At 66.7% G+C, this 23,369-nt stretch carries 20 protein-coding genes; 11 read left to right on the top strand and 9 right to left on the bottom strand.

Annotation, left to right across the window (positions count from 1 at the left end; translation table 11 throughout):
- Positions 1-114: 114 nt before the first annotated feature.
- Positions 115-1,143 (bottom strand): sigma-70 family RNA polymerase sigma factor, encoded by a 1,029-nt coding sequence (locus G6N55_RS16280; protein ID WP_085222325.1) that lies wholly within the window; start codon positions 1,141-1,143, stop codon positions 115-117.
- A 110-nt stretch (positions 1,144-1,253) separates the two neighbouring features.
- On the opposite strand from G6N55_RS16280, the gene G6N55_RS16275 reads away from it, so the two are divergent.
- Together G6N55_RS16275 and G6N55_RS16270 are read left to right on the top strand one after the other, a co-directional pair.
- Positions 1,254-2,012 (top strand): SDR family NAD(P)-dependent oxidoreductase, encoded by a 759-nt coding sequence (locus G6N55_RS16275; RefSeq protein ID WP_085222326.1) that lies wholly within the window; start codon positions 1,254-1,256, stop codon positions 2,010-2,012.
- Between the two features lie 26 nt (positions 2,013-2,038).
- On the top strand, positions 2,039-2,779 hold the full coding sequence (locus G6N55_RS16270; RefSeq protein WP_085222327.1) for a DUF899 domain-containing protein: 741 nt from the start codon (positions 2,039-2,041) through the stop codon (positions 2,777-2,779).
- Between the two features lie 87 nt (positions 2,780-2,866).
- Here G6N55_RS16270 and G6N55_RS16265 read toward each other — a convergent pair whose 3' ends face one another.
- Together G6N55_RS16265 and G6N55_RS16260 are read right to left on the bottom strand one after the other, a co-directional pair.
- The gene (locus tag G6N55_RS16265; RefSeq protein WP_036465859.1) at positions 2,867-3,091 is read right to left on the bottom strand and encodes a hypothetical protein; all 225 of its coding nucleotides are present in this window, start codon (positions 3,089-3,091) and stop codon (positions 2,867-2,869) included.
- 43 nt (positions 3,092-3,134) lie between these two features.
- Positions 3,135-3,506: a nuclear transport factor 2 family protein gene (locus G6N55_RS16260; protein WP_036465861.1), complete on the bottom strand. Its 372-nt coding sequence runs from the start codon at positions 3,504-3,506 to the stop codon at positions 3,135-3,137.
- Positions 3,507-3,623: 117 nt separating this feature from the next.
- Here G6N55_RS16260 and G6N55_RS16255 point away from each other — a divergent pair, with 117 nt between their 5' ends.
- A complete protein-coding gene (locus G6N55_RS16255) occupies positions 3,624-4,085 on the top strand; it encodes an SRPBCC family protein (RefSeq protein WP_085222328.1) in 462 nt (153 codons plus the stop codon).
- A gap of 13 nt (positions 4,086-4,098) precedes the next feature.
- On the opposite strand, the gene G6N55_RS16250 is transcribed toward G6N55_RS16255, so the two are convergent.
- Genes G6N55_RS16250 through G6N55_RS16225 form a run of 6 tightly spaced genes read right to left on the bottom strand, consistent with a single transcriptional unit; the run spans position 4,099 to position 11,504 of the window.
- On the bottom strand, positions 4,099-5,241 hold the full coding sequence (locus tag G6N55_RS16250) for an NDMA-dependent alcohol dehydrogenase (protein ID WP_085222979.1): 1,143 nt from the start codon (positions 5,239-5,241) through the stop codon (positions 4,099-4,101).
- A gap of 56 nt (positions 5,242-5,297) precedes the next feature.
- Entirely contained in the window at positions 5,298-6,770 is a 1,473-nt protein-coding gene (locus G6N55_RS16245) for an AMP-binding protein (RefSeq protein ID WP_179968075.1), read from the bottom strand.
- On the bottom strand, positions 6,767-7,549 hold the full coding sequence (locus G6N55_RS16240) for an SDR family NAD(P)-dependent oxidoreductase (RefSeq protein ID WP_085222330.1): 783 nt from the start codon (positions 7,547-7,549) through the stop codon (positions 6,767-6,769). Before G6N55_RS16240 ends, G6N55_RS16245 begins: the two co-directional genes overlap by 4 nt.
- The gene (locus tag G6N55_RS16235; RefSeq protein ID WP_085222331.1) at positions 7,542-9,143 is read right to left on the bottom strand and encodes an AMP-binding protein; all 1,602 of its coding nucleotides are present in this window, start codon (positions 9,141-9,143) and stop codon (positions 7,542-7,544) included. The genes G6N55_RS16240 and G6N55_RS16235 overlap by 8 nt, the downstream gene beginning before the upstream one ends.
- A gap of 1 nt (position 9,144) precedes the next feature.
- A complete protein-coding gene (locus G6N55_RS16230) occupies positions 9,145-9,894 on the bottom strand; it encodes a GntR family transcriptional regulator (protein WP_085222332.1) in 750 nt (249 codons plus the stop codon).
- The gene (locus G6N55_RS16225; protein WP_085222333.1) at positions 9,894-11,504 is read right to left on the bottom strand and encodes a Vgb family protein; all 1,611 of its coding nucleotides are present in this window, start codon (positions 11,502-11,504) and stop codon (positions 9,894-9,896) included. Before G6N55_RS16225 ends, G6N55_RS16230 begins: the two co-directional genes overlap by 1 nt.
- 222 nt (positions 11,505-11,726) lie before the next feature.
- Between G6N55_RS16225 and G6N55_RS16220 the strand changes: the two genes are divergently transcribed.
- The 8 genes from G6N55_RS16220 (at position 11,727) to G6N55_RS16185 (ending at position 23,366) form a co-directional block, all read left to right on the top strand.
- On the top strand, positions 11,727-12,572 hold the full coding sequence (locus tag G6N55_RS16220; protein ID WP_085222334.1) for an SDR family NAD(P)-dependent oxidoreductase: 846 nt from the start codon (positions 11,727-11,729) through the stop codon (positions 12,570-12,572).
- Positions 12,572-13,948: an aromatic ring-hydroxylating oxygenase subunit alpha gene (locus tag G6N55_RS16215; RefSeq protein WP_085222335.1), complete on the top strand. Its 1,377-nt coding sequence runs from the start codon at positions 12,572-12,574 to the stop codon at positions 13,946-13,948. The genes G6N55_RS16220 and G6N55_RS16215 overlap by 1 nt, the downstream gene beginning before the upstream one ends.
- Positions 13,949-13,953: 5 nt before the next feature.
- Positions 13,954-15,819: a flavin-containing monooxygenase gene (locus G6N55_RS16210; RefSeq protein ID WP_085222336.1), complete on the top strand. Its 1,866-nt coding sequence runs from the start codon at positions 13,954-13,956 to the stop codon at positions 15,817-15,819.
- Positions 15,816-16,751, top strand: coding sequence for an SDR family NAD(P)-dependent oxidoreductase (locus G6N55_RS16205; protein WP_085222337.1), 936 nt, complete (start codon positions 15,816-15,818; stop codon positions 16,749-16,751). The genes G6N55_RS16210 and G6N55_RS16205 overlap by 4 nt, the downstream gene beginning before the upstream one ends.
- Positions 16,752-16,764: 13 nt before the next feature.
- Positions 16,765-17,958 carry a CaiB/BaiF CoA transferase family protein gene (locus tag G6N55_RS16200; RefSeq protein ID WP_085222980.1) on the top strand — a complete coding sequence of 398 codons (1,194 nt, stop codon included), beginning with the start codon at positions 16,765-16,767 and terminating at the stop codon, positions 17,956-17,958.
- 2 nt (positions 17,959-17,960) lie between these two features.
- Positions 17,961-19,673: a thiamine pyrophosphate-binding protein gene (locus tag G6N55_RS16195; protein ID WP_085222338.1), complete on the top strand. Its 1,713-nt coding sequence runs from the start codon at positions 17,961-17,963 to the stop codon at positions 19,671-19,673.
- A gap of 32 nt (positions 19,674-19,705) precedes the next feature.
- Positions 19,706-21,133 carry an aldehyde dehydrogenase family protein gene (locus G6N55_RS16190; protein WP_085222339.1) on the top strand — a complete coding sequence of 476 codons (1,428 nt, stop codon included), beginning with the start codon at positions 19,706-19,708 and terminating at the stop codon, positions 21,131-21,133.
- 235 nt (positions 21,134-21,368) lie between these two features.
- Positions 21,369-23,366: an acyltransferase family protein gene (locus tag G6N55_RS16185; protein ID WP_085222340.1), complete on the top strand. Its 1,998-nt coding sequence runs from the start codon at positions 21,369-21,371 to the stop codon at positions 23,364-23,366.
- The last annotated feature ends 3 nt before the right edge of the window (positions 23,367-23,369 follow it).

Below are 23,369 nucleotides of genomic sequence, written 5' to 3'. Positions count from 1 at the left end.
TTCGGGACCTGTCCACATCTGCGCCCGAAGTCAGGCCGTACGATGACACCAACGGCTTTGGTGGCTGGGAATTCGCTGAGTTACCAGCGGCTGTAATCGCGTCCCTCGGAAAGTTTACCGGCTGGACGGCAGATCAAACGTCGCGAACAAGGCCGGGTCGAGGAAAACCGTTATGGCGGCAACGCCATCGGCACGCGGCGTGATGACGTGTATCGAATGGGCCCGCATAACGCCGTCGGAGGCGCGGCGGTACTCGGCCACGGCGGGTTGGGCATTCGCGGCGGTCGGGACCATGACAATGTCGCCGGGTGTTGTAAATGCGCGCGCGGCAAGGAATTCCAGCACGGTATCGCGGCCGGTGAACCACACCGGCAGCGGCGGCATTTCGAGTTTGACGTCCGTTTGCAGCAGCTCGGTCAGCGCGGCCATATCGGCGCTTTCGAATGCCGCACAGTAGCGGTCGAGCAATTCGCGGCGCTTGGCATCGCCGGGCTCGGCCACCTCGTCTTCGGTGGGGGAGACCTCGGCGAGGCGGGCCCGGGCCCGCTGCAGCGCGCTGTTGACCGAGGCGGGTGTGGTGTCGAGGAGTTCGGCAACTTCGGCCGCGCTGAACTGCACGACGTCACGCAGAATCAGCACGGCCCGCTGACGCGCGGGGAGTTCCTGCAGGGCCGTCATCACGGCCAGTCGCACGCTGTGCCGCGCCGTCACGGTGTCTTCCGGCGTCGCGAACACACGCGTGTCGGGGATGGGCTCCAGCCACTGATGGGCGGCGCCGCCGCCGTCGAGGTCGGTATCCGGGTCAATTGAGCTGTCGCCCAGGCCGGCCGGCAGCACGCGGCGGGCGCGGTTCTCCAGCGCGCGCAGGCATGCCGTGGTGGCGATCCGGTACAGCCAGGTCCGCAGCGCGGCGCGCTCCTCGAATGCCTGATAACCACGCCAGCCGCGCAGATAGGTCTCCTGGACGAGGTCTTCGGCGTCGTGCACCGAGCCGAGCATCCGGTAACAGTGCGCAATCAACTCGCCGCGATACGGGGCGGCCTGCTCGATGAAATCCTGCTGAGCCGGCACCGGCGCTCTCCTATGTCTCGCGGGGTGGGCCGAAACGCTACTCCTTCTACAGAGACATCGGGCCGGCGAAATTCATCGCCCTTCGGCCGATCAATTCGGTCGAAGCGCCGTATCTGAACCAGTGGATGTCTAGCCACGCCGGGGTTGCACCGGCAGAGTTCACCAAGGAAGCGAGTACGCAAATGAACCGGTCCAACCAGAAACTTGCGGGCACCACCGCGATCGTGACCGGTGCGAGTCGCGGGTTCGGTCGCGCGATCGCGGCCGCGCTGACCGAAGCCGGTGCCGGGGTCGTCGGCATCGCACGCACCGCCGCCCTGCTCGACGAGGTTCGCGGTGAACTCGGCGACTCCTTCATCCCGGTGGTCGCCGACGCCGCCGACCCGGCCACGGCCGGCGAGCTGATCGACAAGTACAACCCGCGCACGCTGGTGCTGTGCGCCGGCTCCGCCCCGCGGATGAGCCCGCTGCAGGAGCAGAGCTGGGAAACCTTCAGCGCCAACTGGAATGTTGATGTCGCGCAAGCGTTTCACTGGACCCGCCACGCGCTGGCGCGCCCGTTGGCGCCGGGCAGCGCGGTCATCCTGATGTCCAGCGGCGCCGCGGTCAACGGGTCGCCACTGTCCGGTGGCTATGCGGGGGCGAAGTCGACGGTGCGGTTCATCGCCGGCTATGCGGCGGGGGAGTCGGACCGGGCCGGGCTGGGCATCACCTTCGTCTCGGTACTGCCGCGGCTGACGGCGGCCACCGAGCTGGGCGCGAAGGCCGTTGCGGCCTATGCCGAGCGTCAAGGCGTCGACGTCGACACCTTCGTCGCGTCGACCGGGCCGGCGCTGACCGCCGAACTGGTCGGCTCCTCGGTATCGGCGATCGCCGGCGGCGAACCCGGGCACCACGGCTCGTATCTGCTCACCGCGTCGGGCCTGTCATCTCTGACCTGACATCAAATCGAAAGGCGGACAACACAATGGACACACCACCGATCGTGTCGGCGCAGGAGTGGGCGGCCGAGCATCAGCGGCTGCTGGTCAAGGAGAAGGAGGTGCTGCGCGCCCATGATGCGCTGGCGGCCATGCGGCGGCGCATGCCGTGGCTGGCAGTGGACCAGCAGTACGAATTCGATGCGCCGGACGGCCGGGTGAACCTGCTGGAGCTCTTCGAAGGCCGGCGCCAGTTGATCGTCTACCGTGCCTTTTTCGGGCCCGACGTCCACGGCTGGCCCGACCACGCCTGCCGCGGCTGCTCGATGATCGCCGACCACATCGGGAATCTCGCCCATCTCAACGCGCGCGACACCACCTTGGTGTTCGCCTCGCGTGCACCCCAGCCCGACATCGACCGCCTCAAGGCGCGGATGGGCTGGCAAATGCCGTGGTACACGATCACGGACAGCTTCGATGTCGACTTCGGCGTGCACGAGTGGCACGGCACGAACGCCTTCATCCGGGACGGCGACCGGGTTTTCCGCACCTACTTCATCAACAACCGGGGCGACGAGGTGCTGGGCAACACGTGGAGCTTCCTGGACATGACGGCGCTGGGGCGCCAGGAGGCCTGGGAGGACTCGCCGCCGGGGTACCCGCAGACCGCGCCGTACGAGTGGTGGGACTGGCATGACGCCTACGGGCAGCACGAGCCGTCGCGGTGGTTCGGCGAACCCGACCCGAACGATCCCAACGACCAACGGCCGCCGCGTAAACGCGTTTGATTGCCCGGAATTAGGCCCGAATAACACGAATGCGCGGTAGCCGTCCCACGGCTACTCGCGCATTATTTTCCGACGCGTGAATTCGCTTTACAGAATTCGGTGGTGTGCCCTGTCGACCTGGTATCCGGCCGGGAAGGACTTCTCGATGACCTGCAGCTGGTGATCCACCCGGGACTCCAGTTCGAGAACTACGCAGCTATCGCCGAGGGATTTCGATTCGAGAACAATGTACCGCTGGCCACAATCGGTGATCGGGTCGCCCGAGTGCAATTTCTCGACCGCTACCGACTCCGGAGTCGCATCTGCCTCCATCCCTGACACGTTAGGTCAATTCCGCGAGCGAGGGAATAGACCGCTACGTGTTGTCGGCGTGGCGCTGCTTGAAAAACACGCTGACCCGAGCGATCAAGCCGTCGTTGTCTTGCTCGAACAGGATGCATTCGGGCCACGTCGTCGCGACGCCGTCGATCTCGAACGTCTCGGACAGCTCGGCGAACGACATCCGGGAGTCCACGTGTGAGACCCGCTGCACGTGCAACCGGTGGCCCTTGAGATTGGTGCATACCTTGCGCAGATAGGCGACGTAGCGCGCCTTGCCGTCGACGACATCGCAGAACGGACCCTCCCGGGTCAGGCCTTCCTCGGCGATGGTGTCGGCCAGTCCGTCCCAGTCGTGGGCGGCCAGGCATTCCAGGTAGCGCTCGACCACGTGACCTTGGTTGCCCATGTCGCCTCCGCTCCGCTGTCTGCGCCGAGCGTAACGCCACGGTCGAAAAACCCGACAGAATGTCGCGTGGCGTTACGCCCGCGGGCCTTTCCCGCATCCCCGGGCTAGATTTCCTCCATGAGCTGGTGGACCGTGCACACCGACCGGACGCTGTCCGAGCTGGTGCCCGCGCCGCCCGACGCGGTGCGCGACTATTACGTGGACCTGAACAACATCAAGCTCGTCCACCCGCTGATCGTGTCCGTGGAATCGGTGTCCCGCAGCGAAACCCAGGACGGCTACCAGCAGACCTACCGGGTGGTCGACCGAATCCCGTTGGGGCCATTCACGATCCGCACCTCCTATCAGGCCAGGCTGCGAGTGCCCGCCAGCGGCGTTGTGCTCACCGAGGCCGATCAGTCACCCGGGGTGCGGCTGCGCGGCACGGTGAGTTTCGAACCGGTCGACGGCGGCACCCGGGTCACCGAGCGGATAGGGTTCACCGCCCCGCGGCCGTTGGCCGGGGTGACCGTCCGCGAGGGGGTCAAGGCACACATCAAGATGCTGGCCGGCATTCGGAGTCACTTCGAGTCCGGATGATCTGCGCCCGCGATCACGTACCGGCGAAATCGATCACGCCGCGAATGTTGCGGCCCTCGCGCAAATCCGTCATCGCCTCGTTGATGTCCTCGAGCCGATAGTGGCGGGTGACCAGCTCGTCGAGTTTGAGTGCGCCCGCCTGATACAACGACAACAGCAGCGGCACGCTGGTGCGCGGGTTCATCCCGCCGTACAGAGCCCCGCGGAGTTGTTTGGCCGACAGCGTCATCTCCTGCAGAACCAACGGTGTCGGAGGTTCGGTGTACGGGGTGATACCGGTGAGCACGCAGATCCCGCCCTTGCGCAGCAGCGTGAGCGCCAACGGGATCAAGTCGACGTGCACCACGCCGGGACAGACCACCACCCGGTCGGCCATCAGGCCGCCGGTGATCTCCCTGACCAACGGGATCGCTTCCTCGGCCGACGCGGCGGTATGGGTGGCCCCGAAGAACTTGGCCGAATCCCGTTTGGAGTCAACCGGATCCACCCCGACAACATAGGTTGCGCCGACAGCTCGCGCGCCCTGCAGGGCGTTCATCCCGACCCCGCCGGTGCCGATGACCACGACGGTGTCGCCGGGCTCGGTGCCGGCCGAGATCGTCGCGGAGCCCCAGCCGGTGCTGACCCCGCACGACACCAGGGAGGCGGCATGGAAGGGGATCGCGTCGTCGATCTTGATGACGGACTTCTCCGACAGCACCGCATATTCGGCAAACGTGCCGAGTTGACCGTAGGCCAACAGGTTTTCGTCGCCGAGGTGCCGGCGACACGTTCCGTCGGTCGGCATCTCCCGCCGGAACAGGCTGGCGCCGATGTCGCAGATGTAGCTCTGCCCGTTCACGCAGAACCGGCAACTGCCGCACGCCGGAATGAACGACAGCGCCACGTGATCGCCGGGCCGCACCGTCGTCACGCCCGGCCCGACCTCGGCGACCGCACCGGCACCCTCGTGACCGCCGAGCAGCGGGAACCAGTCCGGTGCGGGCTGGCCGCTGGCGGCCAGCACCTCGGGGGTCGGCACGACGTCGCCGGTGAACAGGTGGTCGTCGGAGTGGCAGACCCCGGCGACGGCCATCCGCACCAGGACCTCACCGGCGCGGGGCGGATCTAGCTCGATCTCGCGGATCTCCCAGTCCTGGCCGACCCCGCGAATCACCGCGGCACGACACTTCATTGCGACCTCCTTGATTTCTCTCGGCATTCGCCGCGGGCTCACCGCGCCAAGCTGGCCCGCAGTTCCCGCCTGAGCACCTTGCCGTAGCTGTTTTTCGGTAACTCGTCGACGAATTCGTACCGCTTGGGTCGTTTGAAACGGGCAATGCGCCGCAACAGATGCGCGTCCAAAGCGGCCGGGTCGACCGCGCCGACGATGAACGCGACCACCACCTCGCCCCACTCGGCGTCGGGCGTGCCCACCACGCATGCCTCGGCGACTCCGGGGTGCTCGAGCAGCACCTCCTCCACCTCCCGGGGGTAGATGTTGCTCCCACCGCTGATGACAACATCTTTCGACCGATCGCGCAGCGTCAGATAACCCCGCGAGTCGAAGGAACCCATGTCACCGGTGTAGAGCCAGCCATCTTTGAGCGTGGCAGCGGTCGCGTCGGGGTTTCGCCAGTATCCGGACATCACCGCGTCTCCGCTGCAGACGATTTCGCCGATCTCGCCGACGGGTGCCCGCTGACCGTCCGCGCGCAGCACCGCGACCTCCATTCCCGAGCGCGCATAACCGACCGAACCGAGAATGGCGTCGTCGCCCGACTCGTGATCGACGCCGCGCAGCCCGGTGATGGTCATCGGGGACTCGCCCTGCCCGTAAATCTGCGCGAAGATCGGGCCGAACGCCGTGATCGCCTTGCGCAGGCTTTCGACATACATGGGCCCACCGCCGTAGACGATCTTCTTGAGACTGGCCGTACGGCCGCGGCCCGTATCGACCAGCCGCTGCACCATCGTGGGAGCCAGAAATGCGCTGGCGGCCGGGTGCTGCGCGCAGAGATCGAGAAACTCGTCGGGATCGAATGCACCCGAGGACGGCACCACCTGACGGGCGGCGCGCAGCACGTACGGCAGCACGTACAGGCCGGAGCCGTGCGACATCGGCGCCGCATGCACGAGGCTGCAGCCCTCGTCCGGATCGTCGATGTCGGCCAGGTGGGCGACCGTCATCGCCGTGAGGTTGCGGTGCGACAGCATCGCGCCCTTGGACCGGCCGGTGGTTCCGCTGGTGTAGAACAGCCACGCCAGCGCCGCCGGGTCGGTGCGCGGCGGAGCCCACGGCGCGGCGGCGAATCGTCGCGAATAGTCCCCGGAGTCAATGACTTCCGTCGGTGTCGCGGTCAACGACGCAAGCTCGCCGCCGATGGCGGACGAGGCGAACACCCGAGCCGCGCCCGCGTCCTCGAGGATCTGCGCCATCTCGCGCGGATGCAGCTTGTAGTTGATCGGGACGACGACGCACTCGGCGGCCCAGATCGCGAACATCAACTCGATGATCTCGGGGCGGTTGTGGGTCGCGATCGCGATACGAGCACCCGCCCCGTGCTGTTGGCGGATCGACGCGGCCAGGCGTAACGCCCTGTCCCGCAACTCAACCCACGTGCAGACCCGGTGATTGCCGAGGTACACGGCGCCGCGATCGGGGAACCGGCTTGCGGCCTGCTCGAGCATCGCAAACAGATTCATTGCTCGATCCACCGCGAATTCAGCGCGGACTCGGACAGGTACTTCGTCGAACTCCAGCCGCCGTCCACGACGATCGTTTGGCCGTTGATGAAACTTCCGCCCGGCGAGCACAGGAAGGCGACGGTGCTGGCGATGTCGTCGATGCGGCCCAACCGTTGATGCGGGGTCATCTCGGTGTTGATCTTGCGGAATCGCTCGTCCGCCAAGCGCTTCTCGACCATTGGCGTCACCGTCACCCCGGGTGCGACGGCATTGCAGCGGATCCCCGACGCGCCGTACTGGCAGGCGATGTGGGTGGTCAGGGCGGTCAGCCCGCCCTTGGCGGCGGAGTAGGCGCCGCCGCGCAAGCCGCCGACGACCGCGAATGTCGACGTCACGTTGATGATCGCCGATCCGGGTGACATGTGCGGCAGCACCTCGCGAGCGAGCCGAAACGGTGCCCGCAGCATCAAACCCAGGAAATAGTCCAGGGTTTCGTCGTCCGTCTCGTGCAGCGGTTTGGGGCTGCCCACGCCGGCGTTGTTGATCAGGAAGTCGATGCGACCCCATCGCCCGACCGCGAGGTCCACGATGCGTCGCGGCGCGTCATCGTCGGTCAGGTCGACCGCGAGGGTGGCGACGCGATCCGGATCGCCGATCGCCTTTTCGAGTTCGGCGAGCCGGTCTCGGTCCCGGCCGCTGCCCACGACCGCCATGCCCATTTCGGCCAGTTTTACCGCGCAGCCCAAGCCGATACCGCTGCTGGCTCCCGTGACGATAGCGACCTGCATCTCACCCATCCTCGGTTCCCGTCCGCAGCAATGACGCCCGGATCCGATGCTTGAGAACCTTTCCGGCGTCGTTCTTCGGCAGCGCGTCGGCGATCACGACCTGTTCCGGTGCCTTGAATTTGGCGACGCCCTTGCTCACCAGCAGCGCAAGCAGACTCGCGACGTCCGGGTGCTCGGTGCCCGAGGGAACGATCACGGCACACGCCCGCTCGCCGGTGCGCTCGTCGGGCAGTCCGACGACCGCGATTTCGGCGATGCCGGGATGGTCGGCGAGCAGGTCCTCGACCTCCTTGGCCGAAATGTTCTCACCGCTGCGGATGATGACGTCCTTGGCCCGGCCGGTCACGACCAGGTACTTCTGATCGACCCAGCGCCCGAGGTCCCCGGTGCGGAAAAAGCCTGCGGAATCCAAAGATTCGTCTTCGGGATGACGGTAGCCCACCAGCATCTGCGGGCCGCGCACACAGATCTCCCCGTCACCGGCGGGCGCCGCCTCGTGCGCGACGAGCTTGATCTCGGCGATCCCGGGCCTGCCGTCGGTGTCCGCCGCGTGATCGGCTTCGCCGGGCCGCGGGGCGCCGACCGTCGCGACGGGCACTTCCGTGCATCCGTACACCCGGGTGACCACCGCATGCTCGAAATACTGGGTAGCGCGGCGGATCAGCGGCGGCGATACGGATGCGCCGCCGCAGACGAACACCTTCAAGTCGGGCAGGTGGGTTTCGGCGCGCTGGGCGGCGGACAACAGCTGCTGCAAAAACGGGGTGGCCCCGGCCATGTGGGTACAGCGTTCGGCGTCCATCAACGCGACCGCCTGCGAAGGTTCCCAGCGGTCCATCAGCACTGCCGTCGTTCCCAGCAGCAGCGGGCATTCGAACGCGTATATAGAGCCACCGATGTGGGCGATCGGCGACGGGACCAGGAATTTGTCGCCGGGTTCGATCATCCAGTGGTCGCGGATCTGAAAGATCAGGGCGTGTATCGAATTATGGGTGTGCAGGACGCCTTTCGGGCGACTTGTGGTGCCGGATGTGTAGAGAATCATCCGCACGGCATCGGGATCCAGCGCCGGAAATGCCGCGTCGCGCCGCTCGGCCAGTAGCGCTGCGTACGAGGTGTGCGGACCGGGGTCGCCGCGCACCACCACCACGGCCGGCGCCGGGCTCAGCGCGGCCGTCACGCGTTCGAGCATCCCCGCGTAGTCATGCCCGCCGTAGTGACCCGGGACGAAAACCATTGCAGTAGACGCGTCTTCGAGGACAAAACGCAGGTCGTGGTCGCGCAGCGAGGGCAGGATCGGGTTCACCACCATTCCGGCCAGTGTCGCGGCCAGATAGACGACGGCGGCCTCGTGCCAGTTCGGCAGCATGAACGACACGACGCTGCCGGTCGGCATCCGCGCCAGCATCGCTGCCGCCAGCGCGCTGGCCTGTGCGTACAGTGAGGCGCAATCCAGCCGAATGTCTTTGTCCACCAGAACCGTTCGCCCCGGTGATAGCTCCGCCGCGGTGCGCAGTGAATCGGCCAACGTGGTGTGCACCCACAGCGAGCGGCGATATGCCTCGGAGGCAAGTGCGGTGTCGTGCGCGGCCCGGGTGATCACCTCAACCGGCCTGACCAGTCACGCGACGCATGGTCATCGCGTAGCGAAACCTCGACGAGAGGTGGGTGTTGATCGTCACCTGAGCCACCTCGCCGTCGGAGGTCGTGTACGTGCGCCGCATCTGCAGCGCGGCCGTCCCCGCTTCGACGCCCAGGCCGTCGGCCAGTTCTGGCGATAGCAGGACGGCGGCGATCTCCTGGTGCAACTGCGCGATGCTGACGCCGAACAGGTCCTCGATCAACGGAAAAATGGGGCCGGCATGGCGTTGCAGCAGCCTGCCGACCGCGGCGAAACTCCGGCTGATGTAGTACTCCGTGCGGCACATCGGCACCGACGCCCCGTCGGCCTGCCGGTAGCCGCGGACCGACAGCCACTGGCTGCCGACCTCGAGTCCGGTCCGAGCCGCGAGGTCGTCGTCGATCGTCACCATCGCGTTGGATTCGATGGTCAGCTGCGCGCCGGCCGCGAACGCGAGCAGGTCGTCGATCGAGAGTGCGTCCTGGGCATAGGAACTCGATGCCGGACGGGGAACCACCCGGGTGCCCGCCCGCGGTCGAGACGCGACCAGGTTGTCCTCCCGCAACCGGCGCAGCGCTTCGCGGACGGTATAGCGGCTCACCGCGAAACGCTCGCACAATTGGTGCTCGGTCGGCAGCTGCGAGCCCACCGGGTAGACGCCGTCGACGATCTCCTTACGCAGCGTGCGTGCGATCTGTAGGTAGCGGTGGTCGCCCGCGATGGCCTGGGGCATCAGCCGCCGTCCGTGGTCTGGCGCAGTGCCAGCACGCTACCGTCGCCGTCGGCCGAGATGTACAGCGTCCCGTCGGCCGCGGCGGCGATCCCGGCAAAGGGCCCCTGCGGCCCGGAAAACGGTGGCATGCCGCGCAACGGCTTGGGCGTCACACCGGGCGGGGGACCGACCGGCAGCCCGGACGCGATCGTGCGCCGTGCGCCACCGGCCAGATCGAACGCGATCAACTCCTTGGCCCCGGCGTCGACGACGTAGAGCACACCGTCGCGGACTAGAATCCCTTGCGGGCGTTGTAGATCGGAGACAACGGTGTCGGTCCTCGACCCGTTCACCCTGACCACGCGACCGGCTCCGGCCTCCGCGACCAGGCAGGCCCCGTCGGCGTCGATCGCGACGCCGACCGGCTCGCGCAGATCGGTGGCCAGCACCTCGAGACCACCGGACTCCCATGACAGCACCCGCCCGGTGCCCAATTCCGCGAACACCACACCACCGGCGCTCAGGGCGACGCCGTAGAGCTGGTCGAAACCGTCTGCCAGTACTTCGCTTTCGCTCGCCTCGGGCCGGTAGCGGCTGACCTGACCGCCGGACGTCGTCACGACGAACTCGCCGGGTCCGCTCGCCACAACGCCACGCAGGAATCCGGGATAACCGGGGCTGAACAGCATTCCCGCGGTGTGCAAGGAGCCGTCGGGCAGGGCGACGTAGAAGTAGGTGCCGTCGGCGACGTAGAGCTGTCCGTCGTTGCCCACCGCCAGGTCCATCGGCCAGTTGAGCCCGCCTGCCAACACGGATCGTGTTGTGCCGTTTGGCGATATCTCGGTGATCTCGCCGGTGAAGTTGGAGACGAACAGCTGGTCGCCGACGAAGGTGCAGTTGTCCAGGCCCGGATTCAGCTGGGCGAGCAGACGCTGTTCGCCGCTGCGGGGATCGATGCGCAGCACCTGTCCGCTCGCGACCTGCGTCGAGACGATGTAGCCCTGCGCGTCGAACTTGACCGAGTCGGGCACACCGAGATCGCGTGCGACACACTGTGGTTCGCCGCCGTCGGGATCGATGCGCCAGATTTCGTTGGCGCCCATCACCGGGAAGTAGAGCAGGCCGTCGGGGCCGACCTCCATCGCATTCGGGGACGGCACGTTCTCCAAGAGCACCCGTGGCGGTCCGCCCGCCAGGTCGAACTCCAGCAGCCGCCCGCCCTCGCGGCACTCGCCGATGAACAACCGGCCCCCATGGAAGGTGATGCCGTTGGCCGAGGGTACGTCGTCACGCAACACCCGGGTTCGACCGCTGGTGTCGCGCACGCTGACCCGGCCGTCCATCACCTCGGTCGCGTATAAGTTGCCGCTGGGGTCGAACGCGACGTCGTCGGGCGCCACGATGTCGCCACCCTTGGGGCTGGCGGTCACCAATTCCCCGGTGCGGTGATCCAGCGCGCTGATCTGACTGCCGGTCACCTGGGCGATGTAGATGCGACCGTCCGGGCCGGCGCGCAAACCGTTGGCACCGAACAGCCGGCTGGGCGCGGTGACCCGTTCGAGCTCCCAGCCCTGCGCGACGTCGACCGGGTGTGGCGCTGCGTACCGCGAGGACTGCGTTGAGATGGCCATGACTCGCCGGGGGTCCTTCCGTCAGCCGTTTGGGCTGGACGTTATCAACTCCTCCTAGTCCAGACAATAGCTCCGAAACCGTCCGGGCCCGACCTTGACAGCCAAGTCCATGGATCGGAATAGTGTTCTCCAAAGGACAGAATGCGATATTTTGTCCGGACAAAATGGGTGATAGATCCAGCTGGGGATGCCGGACGCGTCCGCGGCAGGCGAAAGCAGGTCATGGACGATCTCTTCGGGCTCGACGGCCGTGTCGTGGTGGTTTCCGGCGCCGGCGGGGGCGGCATCGGCACGACCGTCACGGCCATGACCGCCCGGGCCGGCGCCACGGTGATCGCGGTCAGCCGGTCGAAGGAAAATCTCGACGAACACGTCGCTCCGCTGGCCCAACAGGGCCTGGCCGTGGTGCCGGTGGCGGCCGACGCGTCGACCGACGAGGGCATCGCCACGGTGATCGACCACGCGCGCCGCGCCGAGGGCAGCCTGTACGGACTGGTCAATGTCGCCGGCGGCGCGCAGCCATCGACGTGGATGCCGTCGACTCGGGTGGCGCGCAGCGACTGGCGCACGATCTTCGCCGACAACCTCGAGACGGCGTTCTTCATGAGTCAGGCCGTCGCGAGTGAACTAGTCGCGCAACAACAGCGGGGATCGATCGTGTCGATCTCCTCGATCAGCGGCATGAACACCGCCCCGTTTCACATCGCCTACGGGACCGCCAAGGCCGCGATCACGGCGATGACCCGCACGATGGCCCTCGAGCTGGCGCTGGCGGGAATCCGGGTGAACGCGGTGGCGCCCGGCGTTACCGAGACGGCGGCCTCGCGCACCTATGTCGACGAGGACCCGGAGCGGGACCGCAAGGCAATCGCGATGGGCCGGCGCGGGCGGCCCGAGGAGCAGGCCGGCGCGATCCTGTTTCTGCTCTCCGAGATGTCGAGCTACATCACCGGCCAGACGCTGCTTGTCGACGGCGGCCTGGACCTCAAGTGGAGCCATCTGGACGCCGACAACACCTCGCTTTTCTTGCATGACGAATCCTTCCGCGAGTCGATTAGGAGGATGTGATGACCGACCTGGCTAAAGGCGTGAATCCCGAAGCGGCCGAGGAACTATCGAGACCGATGACCATCGGCGTCGAGGCGTATATCTCGGAGGACTATGCCCGTGCCGAGCGCGACAAGCTGTGGCGCAAGGTCTGGCAGCAGGTCGGTCGCGTCGAAGAGTTGCCCGAGGTGGGCAGTTACCTGACCTACGACATTCTCGATGACTCGATCATCGTGGTGCGCACCGGCTCCGACGAATTCCACGCTCACCACAACGTCTGCATGCACCGCGGCCGCCGGTTGATCGACACGCCCGAGGGCGCCAAGAACGCTTGTGGCCGAACGCGAAAGTCGTTCGTCTGCGGCTTCCACGGCTGGACCTACGGTCTCGACGGCGCGTGCACTCATATCCGCGAACAGCAGGACTGGCAGGACACCCTCACCCCGGACAACACCCACCTTCGGCCGGTCCGAGTCGATACCTGGGGCGGCTGGTTGTGGATCAACATGGATCCCGACTGTGAGCCGCTGGCCGACTACCTGTTCCCCGCCGCGAAGATTCTCGACCCGTTCGGGTGTGAGAACATGCGCTGCAAATGGCGCAAGTGGCTGTCCTTCGACTGCAACTGGAAGGTCGCACTGGAGGCCTTCAACGAGACCTACCACGTCTTCACCACGCATCCCGAGTTCAACAAGTTCGGCGAATTCAAGGGATGGTCGAAAGCGCAAGGCAAACACAGCCACATCGGCTACGACGCGCCAAAAGACATGGAGGCCACCAAGTCCAAGATCCGCCTCGGCATCGGCGCGGACCCGCGGGTGTCGACCGCGGAGATGCAGGTCTACACGATGGAGGAGACCAACGCGACCACCACCCAGACGCTGGTGAACGCCGCCAAGCGGCTGGTGGACGAGTTGCCCGAGGGGACACCGGCCGACAAGGTTCTCGAGCATTGGCTGGCATCGGCGCGTCGCGACGACGAGGCCCGCGGGGTGATCTGGCCGACGATCCCCGCTGACATCCTGGGCCAGGCCGGTACCGCGTGGCAGATCTTCCCGAACTTCCAGATCGGGCAGGGCCTGACCAGCGCGCTGTGCTACGGCGCGCGCCCGCACCCCAGCTACAACCCCGACAAGTGCATTTTCGAGGTGTCGGCTTTCGAGCTGTACCCGAAAGGCCAAGAGCCGCGGACGGAGTGGGAGTACACGCCGGTCGGTGACCCCAGATGGCGCTCGGTGCTGCCCCAAGACTTCTCCAACATGGCCGCCGTGCAGCAGGGGATGAAGTCCCTCGGCTTCCCGGGCACCAAGCCCAACCCCTACCGGGAACGCAGCACGGTCAATCTGCACTACCAATTGTCGAGGTACATGGGCACCGGCGAACCGCAGGAGCTTTGAGATAGATGACCCAGTTTGACAGGCGGTCGCAGACCTGCGGGCCCACCGGCGTACCGCAGGACGTCGACATCGACGCGATGCGGGCCCGCTACGCCCAGGAGCGCGAGAAGCGCCTGCGCAAGGAGGGCGGGGCGCAGTACCTCGAACTCGACGGTGAACTGGCGGATCTCTACGAGGTGGACCCGTACACCCCGGTGGCCGACCGCGCCCCGATCGCCGAGGACATCGAGGTGGTCGTCCTCGGCGGCGGGTTCGCCGGGTTGTTGTCGGGCGCCTACCTGAAAAAGGCTGGCGTGCAGGATGTTCGGGTCATCGACATGGCCGGGGACTTCGGCGGAGTGTGGTACTGGAACCGCTTCCCGGGCATTCAGTGCGACAACGACGCCTACTGCTACATCCCGATGCTCGAGGAACTCGACTTCCTGCCGAGCAAGAAATTCGCCGACGGGGCCGAGATCTTCGCGCACTGCCAGGCCATGGGCAAACACTTCGACCTCTACGACGGCGCGATCTTCTCAACGCAGGTCGAGACCATGCGCTGGGACGAGAAGAGCAAGCGCTGGCGACTGACCACCAACCGCGGCGACGACATCCGCGCACGGTTCGTGGTGATGGCGCAGGGCTCGTACAACAAGCCGAAACTGCCCGGTATCCCCGGCATCAAGGAGTACCTGGACAGCGGCGGCCACGCGTTCCATTCCGCACGCTGGGACTACGACTACACCGGCGGCGACGCCACCGGCGGCCTGCATAAGCTGGCCGACAAGCGGGTCGCACTCGTCGGCACCGGGGCTACCGGCGTCCAGCTGGTGCCGCATCTCGGCCGGGATGCCAAGCAGCTCTTCGTGTTCCAGCGCACCCCGTCGTCGGTCGACATGCGCGCCAACACGCCCACCGACCCGGCCTGGGCGGCGGCCCTGCAGCCCGGTTGGCAGGAGGAGCGCAAGCGCAACTTCCACAACTGGTCACCGTTTGTGGGGGTGGTCTTCGGCGAACCAGATCTGGTGTGCGACTTCTGGACCGAATTGGGCCGCAACATGACCGCCCGGATTGCCGCCAGCCCGGATCCCGCCTCGCTGGGGATCGAGGAGATCATGGCGATCCGGGAGGAAGAGGACTACAAGATCATGGAGCGGCTGCGCCGCCGGGTGGCCGCCCTGGTCGACGACCCCGACACCGCCGAGGCGCTCAAGCCGTACTACCGCTTCATGTGCAAGCGGCCGTGTTCGAGCGAGACGTACCTGCCGGCGTTCAACCTGCCCAACGTGACGTTGGTGGACGTGTCGGAATCCAAGGGAGTGGAACGCCTGACGAAAAAGGGCATCGTCGCCAACGGCATTGAGTACGAGGTCGATTGCGTCGTCTTCGCCAGCGGGTTCGAGATCTCCACGGAGATCAGTCGGCGCTTCGCGGTCGACGTCATCGAGGGCCGAGACGGGCTGTCGCTGTTCGACTACTGGCACGACAGATACCAGACCCTGCACGGCATGACCACCCGCGGATTCCCCAACCAGTTCTTCACCGGCTTCATCCAGGGCGGCGTCTCGGCCAACACCACCGCGATGTTCGAGCAACAGGCCGAGCACATCGCCTACATCATCGCCGAGGCGCAGAAACGCGGCGCGAGGACCGTCGAACCCAGTCAGGAGGGCCAGGACGGCTGGGTCAAAACGGTCGCAGAACTCGCGATCGACAACTCGGCCTTCGAGATGTCCTGCACCCCTGGCTATTACAACAACGAGGGTCAGGGTGGCGCCAAAGACAATGGTGCGTTCCTTGGTGATTTCTACTCGCCGGGCTTTTACGCCTTCGGTGACCTGATCGCCGAGTGGCGCGCCAGGGGTGACCTGGAAGGCCTAGAGCTTTCGTGAGTGAGTTGCGGTTCGACGGCCGGGTCGCGGTGGTCACAGGCGCAGGACGGGGCTTGGGCCGTGCTTACGCGCACCTGCTGGCCTCACGCGGAGCGAAGGTGGTCGTCAACGATGCCGGCGGCAGCCTCGACGGCGCCGGGGCCGACGCCGGTCCCGCCGAGCAGGTGGTCGCCGAGATCACCGCGGCCGGAGGGGAAGCCGCCGCATGTAGCGCGTCGGTTGCGACCGCCGATGGCGGCGAGACGATCGTCGCGACCGCGCTCGACACCTACGGCCGCCTCGACGTCCTGGTGCACAATGCCGGCAACGTCCGTCGCGCCTCGCTGAAGGAGATGAGCTACGAGGACTTCGACGCCGTACTCGACGTGCATTTGCGCGGCGCGTTCCACGTGGTCCGGCCGGCGTTTCCGCGCATGTGCGCGGCGGGCTACGGCCGCATCGTGCTGACGTCGTCGATCGGTGGCCTCTACGGAAACCACGACGTGGCCAACTATGCCGCCGCCAAGGCCGGTGTGATCGGGCTGTCCAACGTCGCCGCACTCGAAGGCGCCGCCGAGGGTGTGCGGTGCAACGTGATCGTGCCGGCCGCGGTCACGCGTATGGCCGAAGGCATCGACACCTCGGCCTACCCGCCGATGGGCGCGGAACTCGTTGCGCCGGTGGTGGGTTGGCTTGCGCACGAGTCGTGCTCGGTAACCGGCGAACTGTTCATAGCGCTGGCAGGTCGCGTGGCCCGCGCCGTCATCGCGGAGAGCCCCGGCGTGTGCCGGCCGTCGTGGACGATCGAGGACGTCGGCAGCCACCTGGATGCGATCCGCTACGTCGAAGCGCCGCTTATCTTTCCGGTCGTCCCTGATGGACACAACCAGCACATCCGCTACAGCTTCGAGCTGGCTGCGCGCTCAAACGATCAAGGAGCGCTCCATGGCTAGCCCGACCGGCCCACTGACCGGGCTGCGCGTGCTCGACCTCACCGCGATGGTGATGGGACCGTACTGCACGCAGATCATGGCCGACATGGGCGCCGATGTGGTCAAAGTCGAACCACCGCAAGGGGATAACACCCGGTACATCTCGGTGGGGCCGGCGCCCGGCATGAGCGGGGTGTTCGTCAACGTCAACCGGGGCAAGCGCAGCGTCGTGCTGGACCTGCAAACCGACTCCGGAACGCGTGCACTACGCGCGCTCGTCGAGACCGCCGACGTCTTCATCCACTCGATGCGCGCCAAGGCAATCGCCAAGCTAGGCTTCGGCTACGACGACGTCGCCGCGATCAATCCCGCGATCGTCTACACCAATTGCTACGGCTACGGGCGGCGTGGACCCGATCGCGACCGGCCCGCCTACGACGACACGATCCAGGCCGAATGCGGCCTGCCGGCGGTGCAACAGCAATTGACCGGTGAGGCCGATTACGTCGGCACCATCATGGCCGACAAGGTCGCCGGCCTGACGGCGCTGTACGCGACGATGATGGCGTTGTTCCACCGCGAGCGCACCGGGCAGGGCCAAGAAGTCGAGGTCGCCATGTTCGAAACGATGGCCTCGTTCATGCTCGTCGAACATGCCAACGGCGCCATGTTCGACCCACCGCTGGGGCCGGCGGTGTATCCGCGCACCGTGGCGCCCAACCGGCGCCCGTACCGCACCAGCGACGGCCACATCGCCGCGCTGATTTACAACGACAAACACTGGAACGCGTTCATGGAGACCGTGCGGCCGCCGTGGGCCAGCGAGCAGTATTCGACGCTGGAACGACGCGCCCGCGAGATCGACACCGTCTACGGGCTGGTGGCCGAGACGATGAAAGAACGTTCCACCGCGGAGTGGTTGACGCTGTTGCGCGAACTCGAAATACCGGCCGCGCCGCTGAATACGCCCGGTGCGCTGTTCGACGATCCGCATCTGGCCGCCGTCGGCATGTTCGAGACGGTGGACACCCCGCACGGACCGGTGCGCTTCCCGGGCGTCCCCACCTGGTTCTCGCAGACCCCGGGCCGCGTTGCCGGGCCGGCGCCAGAGCTGGGCGCCCACACCGCGGAAGTGCTCGCCGAAATCGGTGCGAGCAGTCACAAAATCACACCAAATAGCCAGCCAGAGCACGATTTTGCGACCGCTCGCGACGGAAAGGAACTTTGACCGTGACCGTGCCCGTTTACAAGCGCATTCTCGACCTGTTCGAGGCCGAGGGGGTGAACACGCTGTTCGGTATTCCGGACCCGAACTTCGTGCACATGTTCTCCGAGGCCGACGCTCGCGGCTGGTCGGTGGTCGCGCCTCACCACGAGCTGAGCGCGGGATTCATGGCCGAGGCGGCGTCGCGAATGACGGGTAAGCCCGGCCTGTGCATCGGCACGCTAGGCCCCGGCATGGCCAACATCGCCGGAGCCATCCAGTGCGCGCTGGTGGAGAACTCGCCGGTGATCTTCCTCGGCGGCCAGCGGGCCCGCGTCACCGAGCGCAGGGTGCGACGCGGCCGCATCCAATTCGTGCAGCAGGAACCGCTTTTCGCCGCGTCGGTGAAGTACAGCAGCTCGATCGAGTACGCCGACCAGACCGACGAGATCATTCACGAAGCGATCCGCCGCGCGATGTCGGGCACTCCAGGCCCGTCGTATGTTGAGTTCCCGTCGCACGTGATCCTCGAGGAGCTCGATGTCGCCGCTGCGCCGAGCCCCTCGAACTACCGGCTGGTCAACCAGGGCGCCGGAACCCGTGAGGTGGCCGAGGCCGTGAAGCTGATCCGCGAGGCCAAGAGCCCGATCCTGCTCGTCGGCCACGGCGTGCACACCTCCCGTACTCAACAGGAAGTCAAGGAGCTGGCCGAGCTGATGGCCTGCCCGGTGATCCAGACCTCCGGCGGCACGTCGTTCATCCCGGGATTGCAGGACCGGACGTTCCCCTACCTGTTCTCCCCGGCCGCCAACGAGGCGGTCGAGGAATCCGACCTGTGCGTCGCGCTGGGTACCGAGCTCGGTGAGCCGATGCACTACGGCCGGACCCAGCATTGGGCCGGCAACAACGCGAATCGCAAGTGGGTGCTGGTCGAGCAGGACCCGACCGCCATCGGTGTCAACCGCCCCGTCGACGTGGCGCTGGTCGGCGACCTGCGCGGTGTGGTGCCGCAGCTGGTCGACGCGCTCAAGGATGCCCCGCGCAAGCCCGCACGGGCGCTGCAGGTCCTGATCGAAAAGGACACGAAAGAGCTTGCGGATATGGCGGAATCGGCACCGTCCGGACGTTCGCCGATCCACCCGGCGCGCTACGTCGTCGAGGCCACCAAGGCGTTCAACGAACTCGAGGACGGCATTCTCGTGCGCGACGGCGGCGCGACCGTGATTTTCCAGTGGACCTACTCGCAGTCCAAGCCGCGCGACGTGATCTGGAACCAGAACTTCGGCCACCTCGGCACGGGTCTGCCGTACGCCGTCGGCGCCTCGATCGCCGAGGGCGGCAAACGTCCGGTCATGCTGCTGACCAGCGATTCGGCGTTCCTCTTCCATATCGCCGAGTTGGAAACCGCTGCGCGGCAGAACCTTCCGCTGGTGTGCGTGGTCGGTGTCGACCACCAGTGGGGCCTTGAGGTGGGCGTCTACAAGCGAACTTTCTCCCAGCCGTCGCCGCAGCCCGGCGTGCACTGGAGCAAGGATGTCCGGATGGACAAGGTTGCCGAGGGGTTCGGTTGCCACGGCGAGTACGTCGAGAAGGAATCCGAGATCGGCCCGGCGATCGCTCGCGCCTACGCCAGTGGCAAAGTCGGCGTAGTGCACGTGTGCATCGACCCGAAGGCCAACTCCGAGGAGATGCCGAAGTACGACCGATTCCGGACCTGGTACGCCGAAGGCACGCAGTAAGGCCCACACTCAGTAAGAAAGGGTTCGATCCGATGCGCGAATACCTGAAGTTCTACATAGACGGACAGTGGGTCGACCCGTTGCGGCCCAACGCTTTCGACGTGGAGAACCCGGCAACCGAGCAGGTTTCCGGCAAGATCTCGCTGGGGTCGGCGGACGATGTCGACGTGGCGGTCAAAGCGGCGCGGCGGGCCTTCGCCGGCTGGTCGCAGAGCACCCGCGAACAGCGCCTGGACCTGTTGCAGGCGATCCTCGCCGAATACCAGAAGCGCGCGGACGATCTCGCTCAGGCCGTCACCGAGGAAATCGGCGCGCCGCCCTCGCTGGCCGCGGGGCCGCAGGTCTTTCTCGGGATCGGGCACCTGAACACCGCCATCGACGCCCTGAAGAACTTTGCGTTCGAGGAACACAAAGGGGCAACGCTGATCGCCAAGGAGCCCATCGGCGTCTGCGGCCTGATCACTCCCTGGAACTGGCCGATCAACCAGGTCGCGGTCAAGGTCTACCCGGCGTTGGCCACCGGCTGCACCGTGGTCCTGAAACCCTCTGAGGTGGCCCCCTATTCGCCCTACATCTTCGCCGAGATTCTGGACGCCGCGGGCGTGCCTGCCGGGGTGTTCAACCTGGTCAATGGCGACGGCGCGGGCGTGGGCGTGGCCCTGGCCAGCCACCCCGACATCGACATGGTGTCGTTCACCGGCTCCACCCGCGCCGGCATCGAGGTGGCCAAGCTCGCCGCCCCGACCGTCAAGCGGGTGACTCAAGAGCTCGGCGGCAAGAGCCCCAACATCGTGCTCGACGACGCCGGCTTTGCCGAGGCCGTCAGCGCCGGCGTGGCCAACATGATGCCGAACTCGGGGCAGAGCTGTAACGCGCCGACGCGCATGCTGGTGCCCAATTCCCGGATGGCGGAGGCCATTACCATCGCGAAAGAGGCTGCCGAGCAGGTCGGGGTGGGCACCGGCGACAAGCGGGCGATCGGGCCGGTGGCGTCGAAGACACAATTCGACAAGGTCCAGCGGCTGATCCAGCAGGGCATCGACGAGGGCGCGACCGTGGTTACCGGAGGCCCGGGCCGGCCGGCGGGGCTGGACAAGGGCTACTACGTCAAGCCGACGGTCTTCGCGCATGTCACCAACGACATGACGATCGCGCGCGAGGAGATCTTCGGGCCGGTGCTGTGCATCCTCGGCTACGACGACCTCGACCACGCGGTCGAGATCGCCAATGACACCGAATACGGCCTGGCCGGATTCGTCTCCGGAGCCGACCTCGACAAGGCACGTGAGGTTGCCCGCAAGATTCGCGCCGGCTGGGTGACGATCAACCACGCGTTCGACATGAACGCACCATTCGGTGGCTACAAGCGCAGCGGCAACGGCCGGGAGTGGAGCGAGTTCGGCTTCCACGAGTATCTGGAAGTCAAAAGCACCCTCGGCTACGCCCCTGACAAGGCCTAACAATTTAGGTCGAAATCCGTACGCACGACAGCGGAAAACCGGCGCGTGTCTCCACCGCATCCGACGGCGTCGCCTCTAAGCTTGCTGAGATCAAGAGGAGGGGCGACGACGTATCGGCAGCAACTACCGCGTCGGACATCAGAGTGGTCAAGGCGCGCTAAAAGCGACCACTGAGCCGGACGGGACGTACTCCGCACCGGCGTCTTCTGCTCGGCAGAATCGATGGGTTGCCCCGGTGCGTCGGGTCGGCCGGCTGGCGATCTGGGATAAACCCGAGCGACGCAGCGGCATTCCCGCACTCGATGGACTGCGCGCGATAGCCGTGGCCCTGGTGCTCGCCGACCACGGCGGCATCCCCGGCATCAGCGGCGGGTTCCTCGGCGTCGACGTCTTCTTCGTGCTCAGCGGATTCCTGATCACCTCGCTGTTGCTGGACGAGCTCGGGCGCACCGGACGCATCGATCTGACCGGATTCTGGATTCGTCGTGCCCGCCGGCTGCTGCCCGCGCTGGTGCTGATGGTGCTCGCCGTGGGCGCGGCCCGCGAACTGCTTCCCGCCCAGGCCCTTACCGGGTTACGCGACGATGCGATCGCCGCGTTCCTCTGGGTGGCGAACTGGCGTTTCGTCGCGCAGAAGACCGACTACTTCACGCAGGGGGCGCCGCCGTCGCCGCTGCAGCACGCCTGGTCGCTCGGCGTTGAGGAACAGTACTACTTCGTCTGGCCGGTCCTGCTGATCGTGGTCACCCTGCTGCTGGCCGCGCGGGCCAAGCGCTACTTCATGCGGGCCACCGTCGGTGGGGTGCGGTTCGCCATCTTCGTGATCGCCACCCTGGGCGCGCTGGCCTCCGCGGCGGCCGCCATCGTCTTCGTCTCTGACACCACGCGCGACCGCATCTACTTCGGCACCGATACGCGCGCGCAGGCCTTGCTGGTCGGCTCTGCGGCAGCGGCCCTGCTGGTAAGGGATTGGCCGTCGCTGAACCGAGGCTGGTGCATGATCCGCAGTCGCTGGGGGCGCCGTGTCGCCCGCGTGCTGCCGATGGCCGGCGTGGCGGGGCTGGCGGCCGCGGCTCACTTCGCGACGGGCAACGTCGGCGATTTCCGGCACGGCTTGCTGATCGGGGTCGCGATTGCGGCCGTCCTCGTGGTGGCCCCGGTGGCACTGGAGCAGCGCGGGTTGGTCGCCCGCATCCTGGCCGCACCCCCGCTGGTGTGGCTGGGCACCGTCTCCTACGGCGTCTACCTGTGGCACTGGCCAATCTTTCTGGCGCTCAACGGCGAACGCACCGGATGGTCGGGATTGCCGCTGTTCGCCGCGCGGTGCGGGCTCACGTTGGCGGTGGCCGGCGCCTCCTACTGGCTGATCGAACAACCCGTCCGACGCTGGCGGCCGGCCCTGGTGGCGTTGCTGCCGCTGGCCGCCGCCACCGTCGCCAGCGCCGCCGCGATCACCTTGCTGCTGATTCCGGTCGGCCCACGTCTACGCGAGCCCGGCCTGCCGCCGGACGTTTCGTCGGTCGCCGCGGTGTCCTCGGCCACGCCGGGTGGGAGTCGCCCGGTCGGGCCGCGAAACCCCAACCGGCCGTTCACCGTTTCGGTATTCGGTGACTCGATCGGGTGGACCTGGATGCACTTTCTTCCGCCGACGCCCGGATTCGCGTTCCTCGACCACACCGTCATCGGGTGCAGCCTGGTGCGCGGCACCCCGTACCGCTACATCGGCCAAACCCTGGATCAGCGTGCCGAATGCGACACCTGGCCCGGCAGGTGGGCAACGCAGATCAATCAGGACCAGCCGGACGTCGCGCTGCTGATCATCGGGCGCTGGGAGACGGTGGACCGGGTCAACGAAGGTCAGTGGACCCACATCGGCGATCCGACGTTCGACGCGTATCTCAACGCCGAGCTGGAGCGCGCACTGAACATCGTGAGCGCCAGCGGAGTTCGCGTGATCGTGGCCACCGCGCCGTACAGCCGGGGCGGTGAGAAGCCGGACGGCCGCTTGTACCCGGAGGACCAGCCGGACCGGGTCAACCAATGGAATGCCATGCTGCGCAAGACCGTTGCTCAGCACCCAGGAGTCCAGATCCTGGATCTGAACAAAAAGCTTTGCCCCGACGGCGTTTACACCGCCAAGGTCGACGGCATCAAGGTGCGCAGTGACGGCGTCCACTTGACCCCGGAGGGGGTCAAGTGGCTGACGCCGTGGCTCGAAGAGTCGCTGCGCTAGGGA

Source organism: Mycobacterium florentinum (assembly GCF_010730355.1).
GTDB lineage: Bacteria > Actinomycetota > Actinomycetes > Mycobacteriales > Mycobacteriaceae > Mycobacterium > Mycobacterium florentinum.
The sequence above is the reverse complement of the archived record's forward strand: the minus strand, read 5'-3'. Positions and strand labels throughout refer to the sequence as shown.